Source organism: Acidaminobacter sp. QWL-03 (assembly GCF_058683855.1).
Genome location: NZ_CM178752.1, coordinates 424,170 through 449,308, shown reverse-complemented (window position 1 = coordinate 449,308; position 25,139 = coordinate 424,170). Strand labels below are relative to the sequence as shown.

Annotated in this window: 23 protein-coding genes and 1 riboswitch; of the genes, 12 read left to right on the top strand and 11 right to left on the bottom strand. The window is 49.4% G+C overall.

The annotated features are described in order from the left end of the window. Nucleotides 1-36: 36 nt before the first annotated feature. The 7 genes from AC4PHM_RS01930 to AC4PHM_RS01900 all read right to left on the bottom strand — a co-directional run bounded on the left by AC4PHM_RS01930 (nucleotide 37) and on the right by AC4PHM_RS01900 (nucleotide 8,473). Nucleotides 37-1,926, bottom strand: a complete 1,890-nt coding sequence (locus AC4PHM_RS01930; RefSeq protein ID WP_492019219.1) for an aldehyde ferredoxin oxidoreductase family protein — start codon at nucleotides 1,924-1,926, stop codon at nucleotides 37-39. A 195-nt stretch (nucleotides 1,927-2,121) separates the two neighbouring features. Then, nucleotides 2,122-3,171 (bottom strand): TRAP transporter substrate-binding protein, encoded by a 1,050-nt coding sequence (locus AC4PHM_RS01925; RefSeq protein ID WP_492019218.1) that lies wholly within the window; start codon nucleotides 3,169-3,171, stop codon nucleotides 2,122-2,124. A gap of 106 nt (nucleotides 3,172-3,277) precedes the next feature. Beyond that, nucleotides 3,278-4,468 (bottom strand): M20 metallopeptidase family protein, encoded by a 1,191-nt coding sequence (locus AC4PHM_RS01920; RefSeq protein WP_492019217.1) that lies wholly within the window; start codon nucleotides 4,466-4,468, stop codon nucleotides 3,278-3,280. 26 nt (nucleotides 4,469-4,494) lie between these two features. After that, complete coding sequence (locus AC4PHM_RS01915; RefSeq protein WP_492019216.1) at nucleotides 4,495-5,763, bottom strand: TRAP transporter large permease; 1,269 nt, start codon at nucleotides 5,761-5,763, stop codon at nucleotides 4,495-4,497. Nucleotides 5,764-5,845: 82 nt separating this feature from the next. Next, on the bottom strand, nucleotides 5,846-6,388 hold the full coding sequence (locus tag AC4PHM_RS01910) for a TRAP transporter small permease (RefSeq protein WP_492019215.1): 543 nt from the start codon (nucleotides 6,386-6,388) through the stop codon (nucleotides 5,846-5,848). A gap of 45 nt (nucleotides 6,389-6,433) precedes the next feature. After that, nucleotides 6,434-7,612 carry a M24 family metallopeptidase gene (locus AC4PHM_RS01905; RefSeq protein WP_492019214.1) on the bottom strand — a complete coding sequence of 393 codons (1,179 nt, stop codon included), beginning with the start codon at nucleotides 7,610-7,612 and terminating at the stop codon, nucleotides 6,434-6,436. A gap of 180 nt (nucleotides 7,613-7,792) precedes the next feature. Then, entirely contained in the window at nucleotides 7,793-8,473 is a 681-nt protein-coding gene (locus tag AC4PHM_RS01900) for a GntR family transcriptional regulator (RefSeq protein ID WP_492019213.1), read from the bottom strand. Between the two features lie 393 nt (nucleotides 8,474-8,866). Between AC4PHM_RS01900 and AC4PHM_RS01895 the strand changes: the two genes are divergently transcribed. The 7 genes from AC4PHM_RS01895 (at nucleotide 8,867) to AC4PHM_RS01865 (ending at nucleotide 15,630) form a co-directional block, all read left to right on the top strand. After that, nucleotides 8,867-9,097 carry a hypothetical protein gene (locus tag AC4PHM_RS01895; protein ID WP_492019212.1) on the top strand — a complete coding sequence of 77 codons (231 nt, stop codon included), beginning with the start codon at nucleotides 8,867-8,869 and terminating at the stop codon, nucleotides 9,095-9,097. A 121-nt stretch (nucleotides 9,098-9,218) separates the two neighbouring features. Beyond that, entirely contained in the window at nucleotides 9,219-10,061 is an 843-nt protein-coding gene (kduI, locus tag AC4PHM_RS01890; protein WP_492019211.1) for a 5-dehydro-4-deoxy-D-glucuronate isomerase, read from the top strand. A 215-nt stretch (nucleotides 10,062-10,276) separates the two neighbouring features. Beyond that, nucleotides 10,277-11,242 (top strand): hydroxymethylglutaryl-CoA lyase, encoded by a 966-nt coding sequence (locus AC4PHM_RS01885; protein WP_492019210.1) that lies wholly within the window; start codon nucleotides 10,277-10,279, stop codon nucleotides 11,240-11,242. Between the two features lie 77 nt (nucleotides 11,243-11,319). Continuing rightward, nucleotides 11,320-11,419, top strand: a riboswitch (SAM riboswitch). An 85-nt stretch (nucleotides 11,420-11,504) separates the two neighbouring features. Then, a complete protein-coding gene (locus tag AC4PHM_RS01880) occupies nucleotides 11,505-12,674 on the top strand; it encodes a homocysteine biosynthesis protein (RefSeq protein WP_492019209.1) in 1,170 nt (389 codons plus the stop codon). Continuing rightward, nucleotides 12,674-13,093, top strand: coding sequence for an NIL domain-containing protein (locus AC4PHM_RS01875; protein WP_492019208.1), 420 nt, complete (start codon nucleotides 12,674-12,676; stop codon nucleotides 13,091-13,093). Before AC4PHM_RS01880 ends, AC4PHM_RS01875 begins: the two co-directional genes overlap by 1 nt. A gap of 2 nt (nucleotides 13,094-13,095) precedes the next feature. After that, nucleotides 13,096-13,893, top strand: a complete 798-nt coding sequence (locus tag AC4PHM_RS01870; protein ID WP_492019207.1) for a UPF0280 family protein — start codon at nucleotides 13,096-13,098, stop codon at nucleotides 13,891-13,893. A gap of 147 nt (nucleotides 13,894-14,040) precedes the next feature. Continuing rightward, the gene (locus tag AC4PHM_RS01865; protein ID WP_492019206.1) at nucleotides 14,041-15,630 is read left to right on the top strand and encodes an IS1182 family transposase; all 1,590 of its coding nucleotides are present in this window, start codon (nucleotides 14,041-14,043) and stop codon (nucleotides 15,628-15,630) included. A gap of 276 nt (nucleotides 15,631-15,906) precedes the next feature. Here AC4PHM_RS01865 and AC4PHM_RS01860 read toward each other — a convergent pair whose 3' ends face one another. From AC4PHM_RS01860 to AC4PHM_RS01845, 4 genes are all read right to left on the bottom strand, one after another. Then, nucleotides 15,907-16,704 (bottom strand): MBL fold metallo-hydrolase, encoded by a 798-nt coding sequence (locus tag AC4PHM_RS01860; RefSeq protein ID WP_492019205.1) that lies wholly within the window; start codon nucleotides 16,702-16,704, stop codon nucleotides 15,907-15,909. Next, nucleotides 16,701-17,615, bottom strand: coding sequence for a DMT family transporter (locus tag AC4PHM_RS01855; protein ID WP_492019204.1), 915 nt, complete (start codon nucleotides 17,613-17,615; stop codon nucleotides 16,701-16,703). The genes AC4PHM_RS01860 and AC4PHM_RS01855 overlap by 4 nt, the downstream gene beginning before the upstream one ends. 42 nt (nucleotides 17,616-17,657) lie before the next feature. Then, nucleotides 17,658-18,194: a DUF2284 domain-containing protein gene (locus tag AC4PHM_RS01850; RefSeq protein WP_492019203.1), complete on the bottom strand. Its 537-nt coding sequence runs from the start codon at nucleotides 18,192-18,194 to the stop codon at nucleotides 17,658-17,660. 176 nt (nucleotides 18,195-18,370) lie between these two features. After that, entirely contained in the window at nucleotides 18,371-18,793 is a 423-nt protein-coding gene (locus tag AC4PHM_RS01845; protein ID WP_492019202.1) for a VOC family protein, read from the bottom strand. Nucleotides 18,794-19,236: 443 nt separating this feature from the next. On the opposite strand from AC4PHM_RS01845, the gene arcC reads away from it, so the two are divergent. The 5 genes from arcC (at nucleotide 19,237) to AC4PHM_RS01820 (ending at nucleotide 25,119) form a co-directional block, all read left to right on the top strand. Then, nucleotides 19,237-20,187, top strand: a complete 951-nt coding sequence (gene arcC, locus AC4PHM_RS01840; RefSeq protein ID WP_492019201.1) for a carbamate kinase — start codon at nucleotides 19,237-19,239, stop codon at nucleotides 20,185-20,187. Between the two features lie 376 nt (nucleotides 20,188-20,563). Beyond that, nucleotides 20,564-21,010: an Lrp/AsnC family transcriptional regulator gene (locus AC4PHM_RS01835; protein ID WP_492019200.1), complete on the top strand. Its 447-nt coding sequence runs from the start codon at nucleotides 20,564-20,566 to the stop codon at nucleotides 21,008-21,010. Nucleotides 21,011-21,022: 12 nt separating this feature from the next. Beyond that, nucleotides 21,023-22,615, top strand: coding sequence for an L-glutamate gamma-semialdehyde dehydrogenase (gene pruA / locus AC4PHM_RS01830; RefSeq protein WP_492019199.1), 1,593 nt, complete (start codon nucleotides 21,023-21,025; stop codon nucleotides 22,613-22,615). 273 nt (nucleotides 22,616-22,888) lie between these two features. Continuing rightward, on the top strand, nucleotides 22,889-23,842 hold the full coding sequence (locus tag AC4PHM_RS01825; protein WP_492019198.1) for a ketopantoate reductase family protein: 954 nt from the start codon (nucleotides 22,889-22,891) through the stop codon (nucleotides 23,840-23,842). Then, a complete protein-coding gene (locus AC4PHM_RS01820; RefSeq protein ID WP_492019197.1) occupies nucleotides 23,842-25,119 on the top strand; it encodes an MFS transporter in 1,278 nt (425 codons plus the stop codon). The genes AC4PHM_RS01825 and AC4PHM_RS01820 overlap by 1 nt, the downstream gene beginning before the upstream one ends. Nucleotides 25,120-25,139 lie beyond the last annotated feature (20 nt).

Here is a 25,139-nt window from a genome sequence, read left to right as displayed (position 1 = left end):
AGTCTGTCCCTCCTTTTGTCATTTCAACTTTGTTATTTAAAGCAACCAGTCCAGCGACAATTTCTTCAATGTTGCAGCCGTCGGATTGCCGGTCTGCGGATCCCAGCCCGCCATTTCATAGTATAGCTTCTTTCCGGCTTCGAAAGCGTCACGGTCGACGTGAATACCTTTTGCGGGACCATCGGCAAACGGTTCAAAGAGACGTGCCGGAAGCATGTCCTCAGCAGCGGTAAAGCCTTCGCGGGCATTAAACTGGCGCATCATGTTGATTCGGCGCTCACCAGCCATCATCAGCTCGTAAAGGGAGGTTTCCCAGCCAAGGCCTGCGCGGCAGAGCTCTAAAAGTTCATCCGGACCATACAGCTCCCAGGACGGACCCCAGACAAACTGGCAGAGGCTCAGGGAGTCCAGCACCGAAAAATACTTTTGAGTATCCAGCGCAAAGCGGACCTTTTCTGCGTCCAGTTCATACGGATTATCATAACCCTTCCAAATTCCAAGCTTGCCGAGGCGCTCACGCTCACGGCTGTCTGGCGGCATCACCAGGAAAACGTCATGCTCACTGGATTGGTGATCTGCGCCAAACGGGTTGACGGCGTAGACCAGGCCAACAGCTGGTTTATACTGCGGCATATGGGCGGGCAGCTCCTGCTTCTTGACAGACATGCTGAACTTTTCAGACCCGCCGCCAATTTTCTCAGCAGCCCGGGCACTGCCTTCCGCAAGCAAATCCCCCATGCCTTCGCGCAGAGCAATTTTCTTGACCAACGTATTGACTGCTGCACCGTTTCCAAACTTCAGATCCAGGCCTTCCGCTTGCTCTGAAGTCAACAGTCCTTCCTCAAAGCACTCCATGGCAAAGGAAATTGTCGCACCGCAGGAGATGGTATCCATTCCATACATATTGCAGAGCATATTGGCTTCACAAATGTCTGCCAGGTCTGTGACACCACAGTAGGAGCCCAGGGCCGCACAGGTTTCATATTCAGGGCCGCCATAAACAGGATCTACCCGGCCCGGAATTTCAACCACGCGCTTGCAGCGAACCGCGCAGGCATAGCAAGTGTCACGCTCTTTTAGTACCGTCTCATACATGGTCGTGCCGGTTATATTTGTGGCACCTTCCGGGAAGTACCCTGTTTTCCAGTTTCGCGTCGGCAGGAAACCGGAGTCGCTGAAGCCTTCCAGATCGCCATCCGTGCCATTCAGACCCAGCCCAGCGACGCCTTCGTTTTCTTCAAGTCGTTTCCGGGCGCTTCGCGCCAGTGCCATGAAAGCCTCTGTGTCCGCCGCGACCATCGGCCGGCCTTTTTTGACAACCATGGCTTTCAGATTCTTGGAGCCCATGACGGCGCCCATGCCATTGCGGCCGTTGGCTCTGCTGCACTTGTTGATGATGCAGGCGTACTTGACGAGATTCTCGCCTGCTGGGCCAATTTGAGCGACTTCAATATTCTTATCGCCCAGTTCATCCTGAATCGCAAGCTCCACTTCGCCGGTCACTTTCCCCCAAAGGTGTGACGCGTCCTTCAGCTCAGCTTTGTTGCCATCAATCACGAGGTAGACCGGTTTCTGAGATTTGCCTTTAAAGACGACAGCATCCCAGCCGTTCATCTTCAGATAAGAGGCAATGAAGCCGCCGGACTGGCTGTCTCCCGCCGTACCGGTGAGGGGACTTCTGGCGGTGACGTTCATTCTGCTGATGCCGCTGATGGGCAGCCCCGTCAGCGGTGAGACGCTGAATACAAGGACATTGCCTGGATCGAGTGCTTCCGTGCCTGGTATGTAATCCTGCATCATCAGGTAGAGCCCAAGAGCTGAGCCGCCTGGATACAAACGGTAGATTTCGCCTGGAAGGGTTTTTTGATTGATGGTGCCGGATGTGAGATCGATCTCCAGGATTTTAACTTCTGGAAAATTTACCATTTTCATCCTCCTTCGGTGGGATAAATAGTATCACCCGCATGTTACGCCAGTGATACTCTGAGGTTGTCGACGTTCTTTAATTAGACTGGGACTGTCTGCAACGTTCATTAAAGCATCTGGCACAGACTAAAACTGAAATGTGCCTGGAGCGCCATACTCCAGGCACATCCTATTTAACTATTAATTTTTACTTTATTACTTCGTCATCTCCGCAACTTCTTCGATCAGTTTGTCGAGGATCGCTTTGCCGTCAGCGCCGACGACAGCTGCATAACGGTCATAAGCGGCGACACTGGCTGCTTGGAAAGCTTCGCGTTGTTCAGGTGTAAGTTCTACAATTTCGATATCGCTCGCTGCTTTGATCTTATCAAGTGCTGCACCGTTCAATTCAGCTTGAACTTCAAATGAATAAGGTCGAAGTTCTTCAATAGTGTCGAGAACCATCTGCTGGATGTCAGCAGGAAGTCCGTTAAAGAAATCTGGATTGGTAGACGTTGTCGTCATATAAAGGTTGGAGCTGGCAAGCGTGAGGTACTTCTGTACTTCATAGAACTTCATTTCTTCAATCGCGAAGAGTGGGTTCTCCTGACCTTCAATCATGTTGAGCTGGAGACCAGAGTAGACTTCCATGTAAGGCACAGGCGTAGGGTTCGCTCCGTAAGCTTCGTAGGCAGCGACGATCATAGGGGACTGCATGGTACGCATTTTCATGCCCTTCCAATCCGCCGGGGTTGTGACCGGTTTGTTGGAAGTCCACTGCATTGCGCCTTCTGTCCAATAAGCCAGAACTTGAATGTTCTTTTCGAGATATTTACCGCTGAGCATTTCATTTAAAGCCACACTGTTCTTGAAGATTTCTGCGTTCTTGTCCATATCATCCGAGAAGAGGAAATGGAGAGAGAATAATTGGTTCTCAGGAACGACTGTCCCCGTGTTGCCCGGAGATACTATCGCAAACTCAATGCCGCCGTTCTGAAGAATCTCAGCCTGTTGGAGCGCATCGCCAATTTGGCCTACAGGATAAATTTCAATGTTGATTTTGCCGCCGGACTTTTCTTCAATGATTTCCTTAAACTTCTTGACATACAAGTCCTGAACACTGCCGTCGATTTCCTCGTGGGCAAAACGCCAGCTGTAAGTCTCTTCACCGGTTGCCGCAGGGGCCTCCGCAGGTTTTTGTCCGCATCCAACAGCCGCAGCGCCTACGAGTACAATCAGCATTAACAATGTAATAAGCTTCTTCACAATGAATCCTCCCTTAGTCTCTTCAACTTAGTGTATGACCTCAGCTTTTGGGGCGCAGTTGCTTCTGCCTATTGCTGCTCAGCCCGTCCGCTGTTAGTACAGTGGGTTACTTCAGCATATTCATAACGGTTCTGACGTGAATCTCCACGCCGGTTTTGAGTGTGCTTTCATCAATGTTGAAGCAGGTATGGTGGTGCGGATAGTGACTGCCCACTTCCGCATTGCCCGTTCCAAGGAAATAAAATGCGCTGGGAACCTTCTGGGTGAACTCAGCAAAGTCCTCACCTGCCATGCAGCGGTGCTCAATAATGCCTTCAGGTCCGCCGATGGTCTCGACCACCGCCTCCCTCAGCACTTGTACCATGCGCTCATCATTCATCAGCGTCGGGTTGCTCGGAATATACTTCAATTCATAGCCCACATCCTGGGCTTCACAAACCCCTTTGATCAGTCGTTCGAATTTCTCCAGCAAGATCTTTTTCTCGACAGGTTCATTGGCGAACATGAATCGGATGGTACCACCTAATTCGACGCGGTCCGCAATGATGTTACGGCCGCTGCCACCTTTGATCTTGCCTACCATGATGGTGATAGGCACTAAAGGATCTATCTCCCTGGTTTGAATACTTTGCAGCAGCTGTAAAATCGAAGAAGCCGCGAGGATTGGGTCTTTTGCAGTATGCGGTGTTGAAGTATGCCCAGGCTGTCCAATAATGGCGAGTTCAAATTCTTCAGTGGCTGCCATGACCGGTCCGTTCGATAATCCAATCTTCCCGCTCGGCACCGGAGTCCAGAGGTGTACGCCGAAAGCCGCGTCGACCTCTGGGTTCTCAAGGACGCCAGCTTCAATCATGTTGAGGGCCCCTGCTTCCTCTTCGTTAGGCTGAAAGACAAATTTGACATTGCCTTTCAGTTGGTCTTTATAACCGGAAAGGATCTTCGCAGCGACCAGGAGCATGGCCGTATGACCATCATGTCCGCAGGCGTGCATCAAGCCAGGCGTTTGGGATGCGTAGTCGACACCGCTCTTTTCGTCTTGTGCCAGAGCGTCCATGTCGGCGCGGAGGAGGATTGTGGGACCATCGGCAGCGCTTTGGCCTTTGGTGCCTTTCAAGAGTCCTACAATGCCGGTGCCAGTCACAACCTTGGTCTCAATGCCCAATCCGTCGAGGTAATCCTTGACAATGCTCGAGGTTCTGAATTCCTGGTAGCCCAGCTCCGGATGCCGGTGAAAATCCCGTCTGAGTTCAATCAGTTCGGACTCCAGCGCCAGTACAGCTTGTTTAATTGTGTCCATCCTTCATACTCCTTGTCTCGTTGGTCTTAAGGCACCAACAGCAGCGAAATTTGTGGGAAGGCAATGATCAAAATAGAAATGATCACAAGCATGAAAATATATGGTGGAAGTCCTTTTATGACTTCAAGGAACGGTCTGTTGAAAATTGCTATCCCAGTGAAAATGTTACAGCCGAATGGAGGCGAAATGGATCCTATGGCAGCCTGAAGGGTGACGACTATGCCAAGATGGATCGGATGAATCCCGGCAGCCATTGCCAGCGGGAAGAAGATTGGTGTCAAGATGATTATGACGACAATAGAGTCGACGAACATACAACCAATGAAGTAAGCAATTGTGACAGTGATTAGAATTCTTAAAGCGCTTGGATCAACACCTAGAACAGCAGCTGTGATGATCTGAGGGATCCTCGCATAGGAGATTGCCCATGAAAACAATGAACCTGCTGCAACGAGGATAAAGACGGAAGCAGTGACAGCACCGGTAGACAGCGCAATCTTAGGCAAATCACTTGGTTTGATGGTTTTGAAGATCAGCATCTCTAAAATCAGCGCATAGAGCACGGCAATTGCAGAAGCTTCAGTCGGACTAAAAATTCCTGAGTAGATTCCTGCAAAGATGATAACCGGGAAGCCAAGGGGCAGAATCGCTTTTTTGAACGACACCATGCGTTCTTTAAATGTAAGCCTGTTGCTCAGAGGTATGTTTTTTCTTCGGGCATCGAAGTATATGAAGACCGAGAAAAAGGCGAGAATCAATAAGCCCGGGAGGACACCTGCAATAAATAGGTCTCCGACGGATGCGCCAGTAACGACGCAGTACATAATCATGGAGATACTAGGCGGGATTAAAAGCGCGATAATAGCTGATGAAATAATCAAGCCAATAGTATCTGAATCGCGATATCCGCTTTCCAGCATCCGGTTTCTCATTGGTTTGCCTATTGCGACAACCGTAGCCTGGGTGGAACCGGAAATCGCACCGAACAACGTACAGGTTGCAGCAGTTGTGATGCCCAGACCACCGTGGATGTGCCCGACAAAAGTCTGCACAAAGTCCAGGAGCCGCTTCGCTGTTTGTCCTGCTGACATGATGTCTGCTGCCAGAATAAACATTGGAACCGCTAACAGAACGAAGGGCTGTACGCCGGCGACTACCTGCTGGATCGCCAAAATTGGATTAACGTTAGGAAAATAATTGAGCAAGATCGTCAATGGTGCCACGATCATGGTCAGCAGCATTGGAAAATTGAGAAGCAAGAGAACTACCATGATGGCCATTAATAAAAGTACCAAGTCAACACCTCCCTGGCCGGACCGAGCGACAATCTTCAACTGCCACCCTTTGCCAGCCAAATTCAGTCAGTTGGGAATCTCATCACGCTTTGGAATCTGACGGCGGGATGATTTTAAGGTCCGTATCCAGCACTACCTCAGTGGACAGATAGAGCTGTTTCTTTGTAACGTTCAGGATAAATGTCCTGGCATATTCGATTGCACCTAAGACAAATCCTATTGGTACAATGGCAATAATCAGATACATTGGAATTCTTAATGATGGGGTTACCCTGCCGAGCTCCAGGACTTTCATGGTGTACTGCAAACTGATGAAGGCTATGTAGAGCATCATGATAGTTGAAACACCGGAGATGATGATCATGAATATTTTCTTGAATTTTGGATTCAGCAGATCGAAAACAGCTGACATTGTGATGTGGTTTGCTTTTTTTGCGCAATATCCGACGCCCATGAACGTCACTATAATGGTTAAGCTCTGCCCCACTTCCTCCGCAAAGGTCCAGCTGGAGTTCAGGAACGTTCTGCTTAATACGCTGCCGATGAGAATAAATGCCATCAGCAAAATTGAATAGCTTAAGACAAACTCTTCAAATCTTGTGATGAATTTAAAAATATTCTTCAACCCGTTTCACTCCTTTCAAAACCGCGAGGATCTCGCACTTTTGGATTATTTCACGAGCAGTTTTCTCGGATAGTTCGTGAAGGTCTCAACACCCGTTTCAGTGACGCGGAAGGATTCGCTGATATCAACGCCGCAATCCGACAACCAGATACCTGGGATCATGTGGAAAGTCATATTTGGTTGAAGCACAGTCTTGTCTCCAGGTCTTAAGCTGGCAGTGTGCTCGCCCCAATCAGGCGGGTAGTTTAATCCCATGGAATAACCAATGCGGGAATCTTTGATGAATCCGCTCTTGGCTATGCTCTTCGCCCAGGCGCGCTCCACATCTTCAGCATAAATGCCAGGCTTGATGACACTTAAGGCTTCGTTGATTCCCTCTACCACGACTTTGCCGAGATCAATGACAGTTTGAGGCGCTTTGCCCAAGATCATGGTTCTTGCGAGTGGGCAGTGGTAGCGCCTGTAACAGCCAGAGAGCTCGAGAATGACCGTGTCACCATCCTTGTAAGGCTCATCTGTCCAGCTGAGGTGCGGTGTTGAGGTTCGAATTCCGCTCGGCATGAGCGGAATAATGGAAGGATAGTCTCCGCCAAATTCTTCGGTCCCGTAAACTTGAGCAGCTGAAACCTTAGCGGCTGCGTCACACTGTCTGACACCAATATCCACGGCTTCATACGCTGTCTCCATAACGCGCTCGGCAATACGAGACGCTTTTCTCATGTAGGCAATTTCGTTGTCAGATTTTATGATCTTAACCCAGTTCACCAGGTTAGTCGCATCTATGAAGGTTGCCGATGGGCAATTTTTCATCAAGCTCTCCTGACACTTCGCCGTGAAATAATAGGTATCCATTTCAGTTCCGACGACTTTTTTGTCGTAACCCTTCTCTTTAAGGATATCTGACACAAAGTCCATTGGATGTTTTACCAGGGATTGAACGTAGTCATCCGTGTAAGCCCGGATATCTTCTTCTTCCAGCCAGGTGGTCAGTCTGGCAGCGTTGCCGTCCTGTCCGCGTCCGACCCACATGACCTTGTTTTGATCCACGAACACGATCAGGCATTGATGGACATAGAAGGACCATCCGTCAAACCCAGAGAGATAATTCATGTTGGCGGGATCTGTGACGATTAGTGCGTCGATACCTTTCTCAGCCATGCTTTTCTGCGTCCGGCCAAGTCTTTCCTGATATTCCGATACTTCGAAATACAGCGTCTTACTCATTTCTCTTTCAACCTCCGTCCTTTGATTGCTACTTCTGAACACCTTTAATGACTTTGTGATTTCGTACAGTCGATCGTGACTAATTGTGACTAATTGTGACAAATCTTAATTGTAAGATTTTGTGTCGATTGTCGACAATTGTTATTAAAAAGGAGAGGACCTCCTCTTTAGCTGGGAGCCTTAATAGGGATTCTCAAAGTTGCCCTGTTTATAACTGTTGATGTGATTCAGGAATGCTGCCTTGCACTTTTCCAGATCCCCATTTCTGAGATGCTCAATGATCTCATAGTGATCTGTTGCAGTCTGCATCAAATCTCCGGTTTCATTGGTATCATACATCATAGCCATTTTTAATTGAAAAAACATATCTTTCAAAATTTTTATCCGACGCTTGCTGTCAGATTTATTCCAGAGGTATATGTGGAAATCCATATCCATTTTGTTGATTTGAATAACTTTTTCCTGATCGCTCAAATCACTTTTAACAATGAAGACCATGCGGTCTACCAGACTGGTCAAAATTCTAAAATCTTCTTCGTTTAACTTGCGCTCTTGAATCAGGATCCTTAATATGTCATATTCGTGAAGAATTCGAATATCAAAGACCTCGTGGATATCCTTAATGCTGAAAGTTGTGACGTAGGTCCCCTTTCTGGGAACGATCTCGACAATGCCTTCCTTTTCGAGATCCTTAATCCCTTCTCTCACCGGTGAGCGGCTGATGCCAAGATTTTTCGCAATTGTCGCCTCCAGCACATGGTCTCCGGCTTTATACTTCCCGACAAGTATTTGCTCTTTGATATAATCGGAGACAACGGAACATAAATTGTCCCGTTGATATTCAGTTATAGCTTCTGCCATTGGGCATAACCCCTTTGCAAAGGAGAATTTTCTGATGTCTATGTACCCATTATAGCAGATTGTCGACAATCTACAATCTTTTTTTTCAGATAATTCGCAAAAAGCTTAAGACGTGCACAAAATCATATGACTTTGTATAGGGCGCAGCACGCAATAGGGCTTCGCACGCGACCGAAGCGCAGCAAGGTTCAGGGCGAGCGGTACCACCCCCCAGCCCACCTAAATCAACAGACAAAAAAAGACACCTCTACATCCATTCCAGCGAAGCGTATAACACCACTTCAATCAATCACGCGTTCTTTTCCCAAACTTCCTCCCTCACAACTATCCTTTTGGTGTGATTCCCGCCCTTTTCAGGGTATAAGTTTAATGCTAAAATGAGGAGGTGTTCTAATGAGCGAAACCATGCTCCAAAAAGTCGCTGACCTTAACAACCGAAGAAAAGCTCTGCTCTCTGAACTTAAACAGCTTGAGGAAGACATCAGGCTTGCGAAAGAAGCCTATAAGAGTTCTGGAGATCCTGATCCGGAAGTACTTGAACACTGGAATGTCGAGCACGAAGGGCCAATCGCCACCGAAGAAGCGGAGCCAAAGCTCTTCGAACGCGAAAAAATCTTTGATTAACAGAAGCTACTTATCTCTTACACTCAACTTGAGTGCCTCCGCGCAGCGGTCTCCCGCTGCCAGAGGCATTCTTCATGCATAGGCTCAGACAATCTGACCCCTATTTTGAGGAGGACTACAAATGGACGTACGCTACGGCGCTAACCCAAAAGATGCCAAGCACTATGACACCGCCCAGCTTAGAACCGAGTTTCTCATTGAGCAGGTCTTTATCCCTGACAATGTGACTGCGGTTTACTCCCACATCGACCGCGTTCTGACCCTGGGCGCCATGCCGCTGACCACCACCCTTGACCTTCAGAAGAACGTAGACCCTGAAAAAGATCTGGGCGTCAGCTATTTCCTGGAGCGCCGGGAACTGGGCATCATCAACCTGGGAGGATCAGGAACAGTCATTGCAGATGGTCACCCCTACCCCCTAAATCACCTCAACGCTCTCTATATTGCTAAGGAAACCCGGGAAGTCCTATTCAAAAGCGATGATCCGTCCCAACCCGCAAAGTTCTACATGACCTCTGCCCCAGCCCACACCAAATTCGAAACCAAGTTAATCACTCTCGAAACCGCCAACAAAGTAGAACTGGGCAGCTTTGAAACCTCCAACAAGCGCGTGATCTATCAGCTGATCCATCCGGCAGTTCTGGAGACCTGCCAGCTGTCCATGGGCTGCACCATTCTGGACACAGGCTGCGTTTGGAATTCTATGCCCTGCCACACCCATGAACGCCGCATGGAAGTTTACCTCTATTTCGACGTACCTGAAGACAACCTGGTCTTCCACTATATGGGGCAGCCACAGGAGCTAAGAAGCATTGCTATGCAAAATGAGCAAGCCGTTATCTCCCCAAGCTGGTCTGTTCACTTTGGCTGCGGCACCAGCAATTACAGCTTTATATGGGCAATGGCAGGTGAAAATAGAACTTTTACTGACATGGATCATATCAAGGTGACGGATTTGAGATAAGGACTCGAAAAGGAAGAAACACGGGGTCATGAAAGAAACTCGGTGTCAGACACCCAGTTTTCTCTCATAGGCCAAAGGCCGCAGACACCCAGTTTTCACCAGTCTTCTTTAAGTGTAAATTTACACTAAGCTCTGGCACCAATCTGAAATGAGCAACAGGCACTCACTACAATTCAGACACAATTCTCGACTTCCCCTTGAAAGGAGACCCCCTTTTGAATACCCCACAAACCAAACCCATTATGCTCTGGCCAGACAAAGTCACAATCTGCGAGGTCGGACTCAGGGACGGCCTTCAAAATGAGCCAAAAATTCTCACCGTAGAGGAGAAACTACAGCTTCTAAATGCTGTGGTTGACTCCGGCGTAAAAATCGTTGAGCTTGGCTCCTTCGTCCACCCTAAAGCGGTCCCGCAAATGGCCGGGATTGAAGAGTTAGCTTCCCGCATGACCAAAGTCCCCGGCGTGGAATACCGCGTCCTGGTGCCCAATTTAAAAGGCCTTGAACGGGCTCATGCAGCAGGGCTGACCAAAGCCAAGCTGACGGTCTCTGTCAGTGAGTCCCACTGCATCAACAACTTCAATCAAACACCTCTGGAAATGATGAAAGGTTTTGAGACTTGCGTCGAGTTCGCGTCGAAAAACAAAATTGAAGTCTCAGGGGCAATGTCCTCCGCCTGGGGCTGCGCCTTTGAAGGGAAAATTCCCGTTGAACAACTCGAAAAGATCACTCGTCAATATCTCAACCTCGGCATCAGCGAACTATCTCTCTCCGACGCCACCGGCATGGCCAATCCCAGACTCATCTTCGAACTGGGCAGCCACATGATCGAAACCTTTCCGGAAGTTCGCTGGGTGCTCCACCTCCACAATACTCGCGGTATGGCCATGGCAAATATTATCGCCGGACTCCAAGCCGGCTTCAGAACCTTCGATGGCGCCTTTGCCGGACTCGGCGGCTGCCCGTACATTCCGGGCGCCTCAGGCAACATAGCGACTGAGGACATCATCCATATGATGCATGAAATGGGTATTGAGACCGGCATCGACTTGGCTAAAGCCATGGACACAGCACGCCTGGCAGAAGCCATAGTTGGCCATTCCGGCGCCAGCGCGGTCCTCAGAGGCGGCCGGTGCGAGGATTTAACCTCAGAAACAGCGCGAAAGCAGCTCAACAAGTAAAATGAACTCTTGACATCCCCATCTCATATCACTATAATAAATTCAATTAAATATTTGTCATCTCTTATTCGAGATGACTCTTATCCAGAGAGACGGAGGGAACTGGCCCTATGAAGTCCGGCAACCTGCCCTTTGAGGCGTGGTGCCAAATCCAGCGGTTTAACCGAAAGATGAGGAATGCGTGATTACGTAAGCTCTGCCGTCGGCGGGGCTTTTTTCATGTTCGGGTGCGTCATTCAATTTTGAAATGGAGGGACATCACTTGAGAGAGAAAAGAACTTTTGATGAAATCAACGAAAAAATCAGAAACGGCACTGTCGTCGTCTGCACGGCTGAGGAAATCCTGGCGATGATCGACCGCGACGGCGAAGAAGCGGTCTTCGAGGCCGTTGACGTGGTCACCACTGCAACCTTCGGACCAATGTGTTCCTCCGGCGCTTTCCTGAACTTTGGGCACTCCGATCCCCCAACTCGTCTTGAAAAGCTGACTCTCAACAAAGTCGAGGCCTACGGCGGATTGGCCGCTGTGGATACTTACATAGGTGCTACCGCTGAATCCGAGGACCAAGGCTACGAGTACGGCGGCGCCCACGTCATTTGCGATTTAATCGATGGCAAAGAGATCGTCCTTGAAGCCACCAGCAAGGGCACCGACTGCTACCCTGGCAAAAAAGTTAAAGCCACCGTCACACTGAAAGATTTGAATGAGGCTTATCTGTTCAATCCAAGAAATGCCTACCAAAACTACGCCGCCGCAACCAACGGCTCCGGCAAGGCCGTCTACACCTACATGGGCACCTTGCTTCCGAATTACGGCAACGTCACCTATGCGACCTCCGGCGAGCTGAGTCCGCTGCTGAATGATCCCGAGCTCAGGACCATCGGCATGGGCACCAGGATTCTTGTTGGTGGGGCGGTCGGCTACGTGTCCTGGAACGGTACCCAGTGCAACACTGCACCGACGCGAAATGCAAACGGCACCCCAATTGGCACCGGCGCGACGCTTGCGGTCATTGGTGATCTGAAAGAGATGGACACCAAATACATCAGCCCCGCCGTTTTCAAGGCCTACGGCACCTCCCTCAACGTGGGCATTGGCATTCCGATTCCCCTTCTCGACCGGGAAATGCTGCGCTTTTGCGCAGTGCGCAACAAGGATATCGAGACAAATCTGATCGATTATTCCGTGCCGCACCTCTCAAGACCAACGGTTAGAAAAGTCAACTACGCGGAGCTCCAAAGCGGGCAGATCGAAGTTAACGGCAAAATGGTCAAGACCTCCCCTACCACGAGCCTCCGGAAAGCCCGAGAAATCGCGGACATCCTGAAAGAGAAGATCCAAAACGGCAGTTTCGAACTTCAAGCCCCTGTAAAACTCTTCACTCAGAATCAGGGCGTCAAGAAAATGGCCAACGCGGAGGTGCTGGAATAGTGAAAACGAAAATGTACATGACCTTCCCCTCCACACTCACCAACACGCCGGTGACCTACGAGCTCATCAAGCGCTTTGACCTGAAGCTCAACATCCTGAAGGCGAACATCGATTTCAATTTGATGGGCTCCCTCCTTTACGACATTGAGGGCCCTTCGAAATCTATCGCCGACGCCATGGAGTATCTCCAGAACCTGGGCCTCAACGTGGACCTGATCCCGTCCGTGATCACCATTGACGAAAACCGCTGCACCGACTGCGGCCTCTGCACCTCCGTCTGCGGCATCAAAGCACTCACCATTGCCGCGCCGGACTGGAAGCTGAGCTTCGATCCTGCCAAGTGCGTGGGCTGCAACCACTGCATCCCGGTCTGCCCATCCCGCGCCATTTCTGGGCTGGTTCCGGAGCCGGTGCTTTAAAAATGAAAAACCAAGGCCCTGCCGATGGTCACTTCACCCAACCCAGCGCTTCGACGTCCACCCCCCACTACGAACCCCGCTTCTACCGCGACTGGACAGCTGGCCATCACCCTCATCCCCTCAAGCGCTTCAATGTGACCCAAAGGGAATCTGATCTTGACCTTTATGTGTCATCAGAGATCAACGGCGTCGAAGACGTGCTGGCGGCGTGCCGAAGCATCCTGGTGACCCAGATCGAGTCAGAGCCTGAGTTTCTGAATAGTCTGACCCCTCTCGGGCCTCGACCCGAGGATCCGCCTTTGATACTGCGAATGAAACAGTCTGCTTCTGCGGCCGGCGTGGGACCCATGGCCGCCGTGGCTGGCGCTGTAGCCGAAGCGGTTGGCGTTTATCTTCGCAGGCAGAATGCGGACGTCATAGTCGAAAACGGAGGCGATCTCTACCTCAACCTCTCCACCGAGCGCCGCGTCCTGATCTACGCTGGAGACTCTCCCCTCTCAGGCCGTCTGGCCCTCCATATCAAGCCCGAGGAGACGCCGCTTGGCATCTGCACCTCCTCAGGCCGCTTTGGACATTCCCTCAGCTTTGGGAGAGCACACGCTGCGGTCATCCTCTCTCAAAACACAGCTTTAGCGGATGCCGTCGCTACCGCCACCGCCAACCAGGTCAGCGTCCCCGAGGATATTGACACCGCAGTGAAGTTTGCCGCAGCCATCACCGGTGTCAAAGGTGTCTTAGTAATCCTGGATGAGCACCTCGGCATGTGGGGTGAGCTGGATCTTAAGCCGGTGAAGAAGTGAATAAGGAAAAGAAGGGGCTGTTGCAAAATAGGCCCCCCTAAAAAAGAGACAGATGGAAATCTAATTGATGACCATCTGTCTATTTAATTGCAAAAAATGAATCAGGACCGGCTCCAAGAGCCAGTCCCGATAGGGTATAATTGATTTATGCAGAACCAAATAACCCTAGATCATCATAACGCTTCAGCCCAATTTTGGCAACTGCCAATGAATTTTAGTGTGGGCACATTAATTCCAGAGGATAGCAAGGTCAGACTGGTGTGCAAAATAGTAGAGAGGATGGATTTAAGCGCAATAATAAGCACCTTGCCTAAAAAGGGCAGAAAGCCAGCCGTAGATTTTGTTAACTTCCTTAAAATTGTTCTTTTCTGTAATAGCGAAGGAAAATCATCAAATCGAAAAATTGAAGATTTTTGTGAGTATGATGTGAGAGGACACTACCTTCTTGGAGGTAGAAAAGCGCCGGATCACACCACGATCTGTCGATTTCAAAACATGCTCATTGATCATATGGCGGATTTGCAGAGACAATTTGTGGAAATACTCATAGAAGATGGGCATGTAGACCTAAAGAGTCTGTATATAGATGGGACTAAGATTGAGGCAGTCTCCAATCGATACACATTTGTTTGGCGCAAGGCTGTCGAAAAATATCAAAGCAAGCTAAAAGAACGCATGCTCAAAGAACTTAACATGTCAGAAAATAGCACCTTAAAAGAAGTCCAATCAAGGGTGTGTGCGGAGTTTAACAACATCAGAAACAGATGCAGCAAGCTGAAAATTGAGTTTGTGCGTGGTGTAGGTCATCGCAAGACCGTGCAGCAACGTGAGTACGAGTACTATAAAGAGATAAAAGAAAAGTTTGAAACATATGAAAAGCATCTTAAGGCTATGGGCACCAGAAACAGTTATTCAAAGACAGATCACGATGCAACCTTCATGCGCATGAAAGATGATCATATGCGAAATGGTCAACTTAAGCCTGCTTATAACATCCAAATGGCTTCAAGCGGCGCATTTGTCGTAGGCGTGATGGGCAGCCAGCATACGAATGATCTGCATACACTGAAGCCTTTTCTCGAAGAACTGCTGGCAGCGTATAGTTCTCGCATAAAAAACATCGTCACAGACGCAGGGTATGAAAGCGTGGAAAACTACGCGTATCTAGCCAGCAAAGGTTTGAAAGCTTACATCAAACCGGCAAATCATGAAACGAAAGACATAAAAAAGGTAAGAGAAGACATTAGCCGAAGAGAAAACATGCAATATATGGAAAATGAAGATGTCTATGTTTGCAAAGCTGGCAAAAAGCTCATCCGATGTAAAGACAGCATCAAGAGATCTGCTTCAGGCTTCGAAGACATCAACTGGGTTTACACATGCTTTGAATGCAAAGGCTGCCAATACAGTGACCAATGCATTAAAAGTCGAAAGAATCCTGATCCTGAAAAGAAAAGCCTGAAGTACTCTCCTGCCTTTGAAGCGTTCCGTAGTCAATCCGCAGAAAATATTGCATCAGAAGAAGGCATCAACGAGAGGATCAACCGCTCCATTCAGGCGGAAGGTGTATTCTCAAAAGTCAAAGATGGTCTTGCTTATGACCGGTTTCGACGTAAGGGAATGAAAAAAATAGTAGCGGATATGATTATGGTCGCTATGGCGATTAACCTGAACAAACTCCATAATAAAATCCAAAACAACCAAACCGGCATTATCGAGTACAAAAAAGCGGCTTAGCCTAGAAATTTTAAAACGCAGACACTAGGCTTTTTTGTCGACCCTATAATTAATGTTAATGGGTGACTCGAGCTAAAAGTCAATTTTCTCGAAAGCAAGTTATTGCAAATAGCACGCAAAAAGGCTGCTGCAAAACTAAATTTACTAGTTTTGCAACAGCCCCTTCTTTTTTTGAAGAAGAAACTGGGTGTCAGACACCCAGTTTCGTTTTTTTGGAAACTGGGGGTCGATAGGCCAAAGCCGCTGACACCGAGTTTCAACACCGAGTTTCATTCCTTAATCCACAACCATCGGCAGAACTATAGTCTCTCCAAGGGTCTCCAGCAACACCGTAGGCAAATAACTTTCTTTGACTCGGGAAAAACTCTTTTTGGCTACCTCAGTCCAACTCGCGGCTTCCCCGGCAGGGTCAGGAAAATGGAGCACCGCAAGAGACGCGGGTGCCAAGTGGCCCTCCACAAGCTTTCGCGCCGCAGGAATCGCAATGTACGGGAAGTTGACTATGACCATATCCAGAGACACACCAATTTTCGTGAGAATGCCTTCAAAATTGATTTCCGCCGGCGCGCTGTCACCGAGCTGAGCCACAGTCATGGTGGACGACTTAATAACAAACATCAGGTTTGTCACGTCTGCGTAATCCTTGCCATCATGCAGCGTCCTGAAGATTTGAAGCGTCACGCCATTGCAGGTGGTCTCTGTATGTGAGTAAAGGGCCAGATTGACCTCTGTCCATCTTCCCTCAGCCTTCTCGCCAAGTACCTCGTCCGCGCCCGCTGCTTTCAGCCGCTGGATCACCTCAGGCGTTGACACCAGATGCGCCCCTGGCTGCGACTTCAGCAAGGCCAGAATCCCTTCTGCATGAAAATGATCCCTGTGGTGATGGGTCACAAGCACAACATCCACATGGTCATAAGGCGCAGCGTTAGCAAGCAGTGCTTCACGCGCACCCTGCATCGTGTCTGAATAAATGTCATTGCCAGGGGTCGTCAGCGGATCGATCAGGATCTTCCTGCCATCGAGACTCAGCATCACACCCGCGTTGGCTATATAAGTCAATGAATCTTCCGTCATACCGTTTCACCACACTTTTTCTTTTCTTTTGCGATCTGATTTTCCAAAAGTCCGCTGGTCGTGTAGACCCCTGCAAACACCATGAGCCCTCCTATGATTTGCGGCAAGGTGATGGCCTCCCCCATCAGGATGCTGAACAGGGAGGTAAACACAGGGATCAGGTTCAGGGTAACCCCTGCCGTCGCCGCGCCTATCTGTCGAACGGACAGGTTCCAGAACATGAGGGACCCTACCGATGGAAAGAGAACAATATAGACCACACTCAGAATTCCCGAGGTGTTTAAAGTAACGGGCGCCTTAGTCTGATAAACGACCGCCGGCAGCATGACAAGAGTGGACAGCAGCGCAGCCGCGGCACTGGCTGTAATGGGTTTAATCGTTTTAAGCCGCTTTCCGACAATGGAATACACCGTCCATACCGCTATGGCAATCAGCATTAACAAATCACCGCGATTAAAGTCAAGACTGACAAGTCTCTCCAGATTCCCTTGGGTTAAAATGACCATGACGCCCGAAAGTGAGAATATAATACCCAACTTCTGTATTTTTGAGAGCCTTTCATGGAGCACGACTGCAGACACCGCGACCATTAAGGCTGGATTCAAAGCACTTACCAAGGACGCATTCACAGGTGTGGTGAATTTAAGTGCGGTATACAATGCCATGTTATAGCCTATTAGGCCATTGAAGCCCAGGAACAGCAAGATTGGCCAGGATTTGAACACCTGTTTCCAGTTTGGCTTTTCGATAATTGTCGCAATGATTAACATTAATATCGAGGCAAACAGCCATCTCACAAAGGTCAGTTGAAGTGGTGTCACTTGGGCGACCACGGCTTTTCCCAAAGTATAATTTCCAGCCCAGAAAAAGCTGGCCAGGATCAACATGATCCAATATTTCAGGTTTTTCAAGATTTAAGTCCTCCATGAATGTTCATTTTTTTCATATATAAATTAATCGATTAGAACCAATCCATACCCAAAGTAGGTTGTGTCATCCTGGATGTTTTGAGATTCGGGACCTACAGCTGCGCGACCATCGGCCATACTCTTTATAGGCATGCCGCTGGCTTTAACAGTAGCCATCACATCCATGCCGCAGGCTTCCATGGAAGGCCTCGCCTCGAAGGGCCGCGAACAGAGCGTCATGGTGCAGTCTCTGCAATGCAGACATTTGCCTGCCCCAAAACCAATGGCCTTATGGTAGCCCAGCTTGAAGAGTGCGCGCTCCAGATTAAGGGCAAGTTCCGTAGTCTCCTCAAGCGTCCGGCACTGAATTAGCACCGCGTGAGTATAGTCTTTAAGGACTTCTCTCATCTCCTTGTAAGTTGGCGTGTGCGGCGGGCAGCACAGGCTTTTGCCGTAATGATCACATCCGTAGCGGCACTTAAGTGCCACCCAGGCGGCGGTTTTGACAGCATCCACGCGAATGATCCTGGCATCACGTGCCCCAAGGTTTATAGCCAGCTCTATGATATTCGCTTTTTCCAAGGTGACAACTTCCTTTCAGTTATGGCTTTGCTTTCCATTATAGCATGGAAGGCGGTGTCAGGGACAGGCGTCTATTGACCCGCAATTTGATCAATGAAAAGACAGCCTCAAACCCTTTCCAACATTAGGCCTTCACCCCAAACAAAAAATCCCCGCTGCGGCGGGGATTTCCTCAATCATTTAACAGTCTCGTCGTAACTGAACTGCCAGCCTATGCCGTATTTATCTACAACACTGCCGTAGAGCTCGCTCCAGAAAGTCTTCTGCAGCGGCATGTCGACGCTGCCCTCATCGCTCATCTTCTCAAAGTACTTCGTGATGCGCTCTTTGCTGTCGCACTGAAGGATCAAAGTCATGTTGTTGCCTACTGTAAACGGCATCCCTGGGAAGGTATCTGAAAACATGATCATAGAGCCTTCAATTATTAAATTGGTGTGCATGATACGGGATTTCGCCTCTTCCGGCATTGGATAGGACGGATCTTCCGGACCCATTCCAAAAGTCATGAAGACGGGCTGCTCGGTTTCAAAGACAGATGCGTAGTATTCCACTGCTTCTTGACACTGACCATCAAAATTAACGTAAACACCTACTGACATTGTAAAGCCTCCTTGGGAGATTAAGGTCAATTTCACTGTTGCTTGATTTTCCCTACCCAGTTATTTTACCCAAAAGATAGTCAAAAAACACTATTTACTCGGTCACCAATATGACCAAATGTAGCGCTTTAAGTCATAACACTCTTCCTGCTTTTTTAGTATTGTTCTTGAATTGCAGAATTCAAATACATTCTGCCGATGGTCCCAGCCACCCCAGTCCTCGCCCAAGCCAATCCACCCTGCAGTCGAGTTCGCTGGTGGGGTGATGTTGTTGAACCACAACCATCGGCAGAATGCGTCTTTTTAAATCGTCATATCCTCACAACGGTTGGTTGCGTATAATGGAAGTGTGTAGGGTATATACACTCCCAATAACCAGCATCTCAAATTCCGATCGTCGAAAGGAGAGAAGGGCCCACGCTTCGCGTCTGAGCCCGCAAAGAATGAGCAATGCCAGAAAAGTGGTCATCGCATTAGGAGGCAACGCGCTTCAGGAGCCTGGGAGCCCAGCGACTGCCGAGGCTCAACTCGAAGTTGTCAAAAACACCTGTGAGCATCTTGCTGAAATCAGCTGCCGTGGTTATGAGATCGCGATTGCCCATGGCAACGGACCACAAGTTGGCCGCATTCTCCTCGCGTCTGAAACTGCAAGAGACGTGACGCCTGCCATGCCTTTTGACGTCTGCGGCGCCATGAGCCAGGGTTATATTGGGTATCACATCCAGCAGGGCTTAAAATACGCCTTGAATAAACGCAATAAGAATATTCCCGTCGTCTCCCTCGTGACTCAAGTGGTCGTCGAGAAGAACGATCCGGCATTTCAGAACCCCACGAAGCCCATCGGCCCGTTTTACTCTGAGGAGGAAGCGAAGAAGCTCATGGAGGAAAAGGGCTACATCATGAAGGAAGACGCCGGTCGGGGCTGGCGACGTGTGGTGGCCTCCCCTATTCCGAGAAAGATCGTCGAGCTCGACTCCGTCAAACGGCTTTGGGATACGACCATTGTCATCACTGTTGGCGGAGGCGGCATTCCGGTCATTGAGCATTTTGACGGGACTTTTGAAGGCGTCGCAGCGGTTATAGACAAGGACCTGGCGGCGGAGCGGCTTGCCGAAGACGTCAACGCAGATATCCTGCTGATTCTGACGGAAGTTGAAAAAGTTGCCATTAATTTTAATAAGCCAAATCAGAAGGATCTGGATCACATGACACTTATTGAAGCCGCGCAATATGTAGATGAGGGCCAGTTCGCACCGGGCAGCATGCTGCCAAAGGTCGAAGCTGCCATTCGCTTCGTGCGCGCCAATCCCTCCAAGCGGGCGATCATCACATCGCTCTATAAAGCTGTGGAGGCCCTGGATGGCAAGGCAGGGACCCATGTGACGTTTAACTAAAATGGAACTATTTTTGTAAAGATTGAGTGATTAAATTATAAGCTTTAATAAAAGTCATGTCTGCAGAGATTGTTTCGCGGGCATGACTTTTTCATTTAACGTATTTTATTTCAGTCCTCCAAAACCGAGAACCGGAACGGACCCTAAGCCGAGAAGGTAGAATGACCCCCAATTCAAGACGGTTCTCGATTGGGCTTTTCCCCTCACCCTTCCGTTTCGTTCTTCCGTTTCGTTCTTTCGTTTCGTTGACATGATCGCCCAAAATCGCTGCCCAACGGATCAAAGCATTACACATCGTTTGATTTTAATCATCATTCAAACTATTAGTTGCAATACAACGCGCTATCCTTTACGATCTTCTCAAGGAGGGACTTCCATGGACAACCTCGATATACAAATTTTAAAACTACTTGAACACAATGGCCGCCTGACCCACGAAGAGATTGGCAAGCGGCTTAATATGTCACGCCCTGCCATTCACCAGAGAATTTCCAAGCTCGAAGCCACAGGCGCCATCAAGGGTTATTCTGCTGAGATCGACTGGGGTAAAACCGGACAAGGCATTCGCGCCTTTGTCTTTATGAATGTTAAAACCACAGATTTCAACGACATCATGAACCGCGTCATGTCTATTCGCATTGAAGGATTAAAAATCGAAAAATGTTATCGTATAACCGGCCAGTGGTGCATGATGCTCAGAATTCGAGCCAGCGTAACAGATCAGATGACCCAGCTTCACGATGCCCTTCTGAAAATTGAAGGCATGCTCGAAACTTTTACCATGCTGATCCTGACTGAGTCACCACAGCCTAAAGACACTTAGGAGGTCTAAGTCATGCAATTTCACAGTCCAAAAGTCAATCCCTTTGTCAACGAACCCGTCAGAGGCTACCTGCCTGGCAGCCCCGAACGAAATGAGCTGGAACGGGAACTAACCAGAATGAAGTCTGAATGCGTCGAGATTCCCGTCATTATAGACGGCAGGGAAATTAGAACCGGCAACACCTCAAGCTGCGTCATGCCCCACGATCATCAACATGTGCTTGGTGTTTACCACAAAGCAGGTCGCGAGGAAGCTGCACTAGCCATTGAATCTTCCCTAAAGGCAAAGAAAAAATGGGAAAGTCTCCCCTGGTCTTCAAGGGTCGCCATATTCCTCAAAGCTGCCGAGCTTGCTGCCGGTCCCTGGAGGGCAAAGTTGAACGCGGCCACCATGCTCAGCCAAAGTAAAACTTTCAAACAGGCAGAAATTGATGCCGCCTGTGAGTTGGTTGACTTTATGCGATTCAATGCTTACTGTCTGAGCAAACTTTATGCGGACCAACCCATTTCCGGTCTCAGCGCGTGGAATAAAACTGACTATCGGCCACTTGAAGGCTTTGTCTTTGCAGTTGCCCCCTTCAATTTTACTGCGATAGGCAGCAACTTGGCCGCCGCGCCCGCGATCTGCGGCAATACGGTTTTGTTAAAGCCGGCTTCTGCAGCGGTATACTCTGCCTATGTGGTATACAAGCTTTATGAGGCAGCCGGGCTGCCGGCTGGCGTCATCAACTTTTTACCGGGGGATGCCAGTGAGATCAGCGACGTGATCCTTGGGCATGACCTCATGAGCGGCGTTCACTTTACCGGGTCCACCAAAACCTTCCAAAATATTTGGAAAACGGTCGGCAATCAACTGGAGAATTACAGAACCTTCCCAAGGCTGGTAGGCGAAACAGGCGGAAAGAACTTTGTCATTGCACATACCAGCGCAGATGTAAAAGCAGTTGCCCACGGCTTGGCAGAGGGCGCCTTTGAGTACCAAGGGCAAAAGTGCTCTGCCGCGTCCAGGGCATACCTCCCAAAAGGATTATGGCCTGAGATTCAGACAGCACTGTTTGAAGAGATTGGAAAAATCAAAACTGGTAATGTCGAGGACCTCGATACCTTTATGGGCGCTGTTATCGACGAAAAATCCTTCAATAATATTAAGCAGTACATTGAGACCGCTGTGGCTTCAGATGAAGCCCAGGTGATCGCAGGAGGCGGCTGCTCAAAAGAAAAGGGATTCTTTGTAGAACCAACGGTCATCCTCACCACAAATCCGCACTTTATTACTATGGAAGAAGAGATTTTCGGTCCAGTGTTGACGGTTTATCTCTATGAGGATGAGGCTTTTGAGGATACCCTGGCGCTGTGCGACAAGACCTCAAAATACGGCTTGACCGGTTCTGTTTTCGCGACAGATCCGTATGCCATTCAGCTTGCCAATCAAGCATTGACGCACAGTGCCGGCAATTTTTACATCAACGTCCGTCCAACAGGCGCAGTTGTCGGGCAGCAGCCATTTGGAGGCTCAAGGCTTTCCGGCACCAACGATAAGGCTGGTTCTATGCTGAACCTGCTCAGGTGGATGAGTCCGAGAAGCATTAAGGAAAACTTGGCGTAGTGACCTTCGAATAGAAAAAATGCCATGCCCCCCTGAGATTATAATTGGGACGTGGCATTTTTTAATTGTTGCAATTATATTACGGTCCGCGTCCCCAACCTGAAACCCCCAACCTGAAACCGGGGACAGACTCCTAACAAAAACAAACATCTCACTTTTCATTTTTTCGGATTTTTACCATTCCATCTTACATTTTTGCAGGGTCTTATGGTAAGATTATACAACCAATGTTTTATAAAATATAATCTAAAGTTATCCAGGAGGTACCCCCCCTTGAAAATCATAAAGAATGTCATCCTTTGCGGCGCGGGCGCTGTTGGCGGCGCCTACGCAAAAAAAATATCGGAAGCAGATCCCGACTGCCTCCGCATTCTCGCTCGGGGAGAGCGAAAAAACCGCTATGAAACTGATGGGCTGATCATTAATGACCAGCGATATAATTTCCTTCTTGCGGATCCGGACGAACCGGATCCGACGCCCGCAGACCTGATCCTCGTGGCAGTCAAAGACTACGGACTTGAGGCGGCAATTGAAGAAATGCGCCCTTTTGTAGGTTATGAAACGCTGATTCTGTCGTTAATGAACGGCATCACCAGCGAAGACCGTCTGGCGGCAGCCTTTGGAAGACATAGAGTTCTGTACGGCCTGGTGATGAGCATTGACGGCGCGCGGGAAAAGAACAAAATCCGCTTCAGCCAGTATGGAACAATCAGCTTTGGTTTCGCAGATAATACAGAGCTTAAAGAGGAAGTCAAAGCCGTGGCCGACTTTTTTGACAGAGTAGGTTTATCATACAACCTCCCCCAAAATATGCTGAGGGAGCTCTGGTACAAGTTTATGGTCAACGTGGGGATCAATCAGGCATCTGCAGTGGTCCGAAGCGGCTTTGGGGCGTTTCAGAGGATTCCCGAAGCTCACGCCCTCATGCGCTCCGCCATGTGGGAGCTGATCCGGATCACAGAGAAGAACGGGATCTGGTTAAATGAGACGGATCTTGAAAACTGGGACAAGGTCCTGATGGCTATGCCACCGGAGAGCCGCCCTTCCATGCTGAACGATCTGGAAAGCGGCAGAAAAACCGAGGTAGACATGCTCTCCGGAACAGTCATGGCGCTGGGTCGGCAGTACGGCGTCCCAACCCCTGTTAATGAAGCGTTGTACAGGACGATCAAATCTGCTGAAGTTCTCATTGGGGCTGATGCTCCCAGCAGCCGGGTTAACGCGTAATGGCAGCGCGCAGCCTTTCTAAGAACCAGCCCGGAATCTTTTTCGGCTGGTGGATTGTTGTCCTTGGCTTCATGCTGATGGCCGTCAGCTTTTCGATCATTATGAGCTGTCACAGTCTGTTTATACTGCCCGTGACAAAAGCCCTGGGTATGGAGCGTGGTGAATTTACCCTCACCTTCACATTAGTCGGTCTTTCCGCAGCAGCCTCCTCCGCCTGGGTTGGGCGGATTCTCAGCCGCAGCCGTCATCTTAAGCGGCGCCTCGCGCTGTTCGTCCTTCTGGCAGGACTTGGTTTTGCCGCTTTTTCCTTCGCGCGTTCACCATGGCACTTTTATCTGATTGCCCTCCTCCTCGGACCTGGATTTGTTGGCAGCTCCAATCTCGCTGGATCCCTCATGGTGAACCATTGGTTCATGGACCGGCGGGGATTCGCCCTTGGAATTGTCGCTGCGGGAAGCGGTATAGGAACTGCGCTTTTTTCTCCCATGATCACCAAAGTCATTTCAAGCAACAACTGGCAAGCGGGATATTGGTTCAGTGGAGGCATGATCCTGACAATCTGTCTGCCGCTGGTTTGGCTTTTGGCGGTGCGCAGTCCTGAAGAAAAAGGACTGGGTCCGCTAAAGAAACAATCGAACCTTACTGAACTTCAAACACAGAGTGTCCCAGAAGCGCCAATAGGGTTTCTGCTGTCTGAGCTGAAAGCCATGCCCGCCTTTTGGATGTATTTTGTCACCATGTTTCTGATCTGCGTCATGGTTGGCGGCGCTCAACTGACTATTGTGGCGTATTTTATGGAACTGGACCATTCCCCTGAATTTTCAGCGCTGATGTTTTCTGTTCAGGCTCTGGGCATGCTGGTTGGCAAATTGAGCCTGGGCGCGATCTTCGACCGGTTTGGCGCAAGGCGCGGGATTACCATTGCCATCCTGGCATTTGTCACAGCGATAGCAGGCTACCTAAACGCCGCTTCAGTCCCGGTTGCAGAGGCATCTTCGGTACTCGTCGGTATGGCCGCTTCCATCACTACGGTGGGCAATGCCTACCTGACGGGCAGTTTCTTCGGGAACAAGGACTTTGGCAACGTCTATGGACTGGTCAACGTCACCATGATCACAGGCGCGACGACCGGGCCGCTGGTGACAAACCTGATTTTCGACCGGACGGGCAGTTACGGTCTGGCCTGGATGGTCTTCCTTTTCCTGGCGGTCCTGTGCGGCATTAGTCTGTTGTGGCTGCAGTCAGTGTTTTTCAAGAGGCTGTTGAAAGCAGCATGATCTTAATTGGATTGATAAGA

Excerpts from the sequence above, each read along its gene's own strand:
- AC4PHM_RS01920 (WP_492019217.1), bottom strand. The coding sequence starts at position 4,468 with ATGGACACAATTAAACAAGCTGTACTGGCGCTGGAGTCCGAACTGATT.
- arcC (WP_492019201.1), top strand. The coding sequence starts at position 19,237 with ATGAGCAATGCCAGAAAAGTGGTCATCGCATTAGGAGGCAACGCGCTT.
- AC4PHM_RS01860 (WP_492019205.1), bottom strand. The coding sequence starts at position 16,704 with ATGACGGAAGATTCATTGACTTATATAGCCAACGCGGGTGTGATGCTG.
- kduI (WP_492019211.1), top strand. The coding sequence starts at position 9,219 with ATGGACGTACGCTACGGCGCTAACCCAAAAGATGCCAAGCACTATGAC.
- AC4PHM_RS01845 (WP_492019202.1), bottom strand. The coding sequence starts at position 18,793 with ATGTCAGTAGGTGTTTACGTTAATTTTGATGGTCAGTGTCAAGAAGCA.
- AC4PHM_RS01870 (WP_492019207.1), top strand. The coding sequence starts at position 13,096 with ATGAAAAACCAAGGCCCTGCCGATGGTCACTTCACCCAACCCAGCGCT.
- pruA (WP_492019199.1), top strand. The coding sequence starts at position 21,023 with ATGCAATTTCACAGTCCAAAAGTCAATCCCTTTGTCAACGAACCCGTC.
- AC4PHM_RS01905 (WP_492019214.1), bottom strand. The coding sequence starts at position 7,612 with ATGAGTAAGACGCTGTATTTCGAAGTATCGGAATATCAGGAAAGACTT.
- AC4PHM_RS01865 (WP_492019206.1), top strand. The coding sequence starts at position 14,041 with ATGCAGAACCAAATAACCCTAGATCATCATAACGCTTCAGCCCAATTT.
- AC4PHM_RS01900 (WP_492019213.1), bottom strand. The coding sequence starts at position 8,473 with ATGGCAGAAGCTATAACTGAATATCAACGGGACAATTTATGTTCCGTT.
- AC4PHM_RS01835 (WP_492019200.1), top strand. The coding sequence starts at position 20,564 with ATGGACAACCTCGATATACAAATTTTAAAACTACTTGAACACAATGGC.
- AC4PHM_RS01930 (WP_492019219.1), bottom strand. The coding sequence starts at position 1,926 with ATGGTAAATTTTCCAGAAGTTAAAATCCTGGAGATCGATCTCACATCC.
- AC4PHM_RS01895 (WP_492019212.1), top strand. The coding sequence starts at position 8,867 with ATGAGCGAAACCATGCTCCAAAAAGTCGCTGACCTTAACAACCGAAGA.
- AC4PHM_RS01820 (WP_492019197.1), top strand. The coding sequence starts at position 23,842 with ATGGCAGCGCGCAGCCTTTCTAAGAACCAGCCCGGAATCTTTTTCGGC.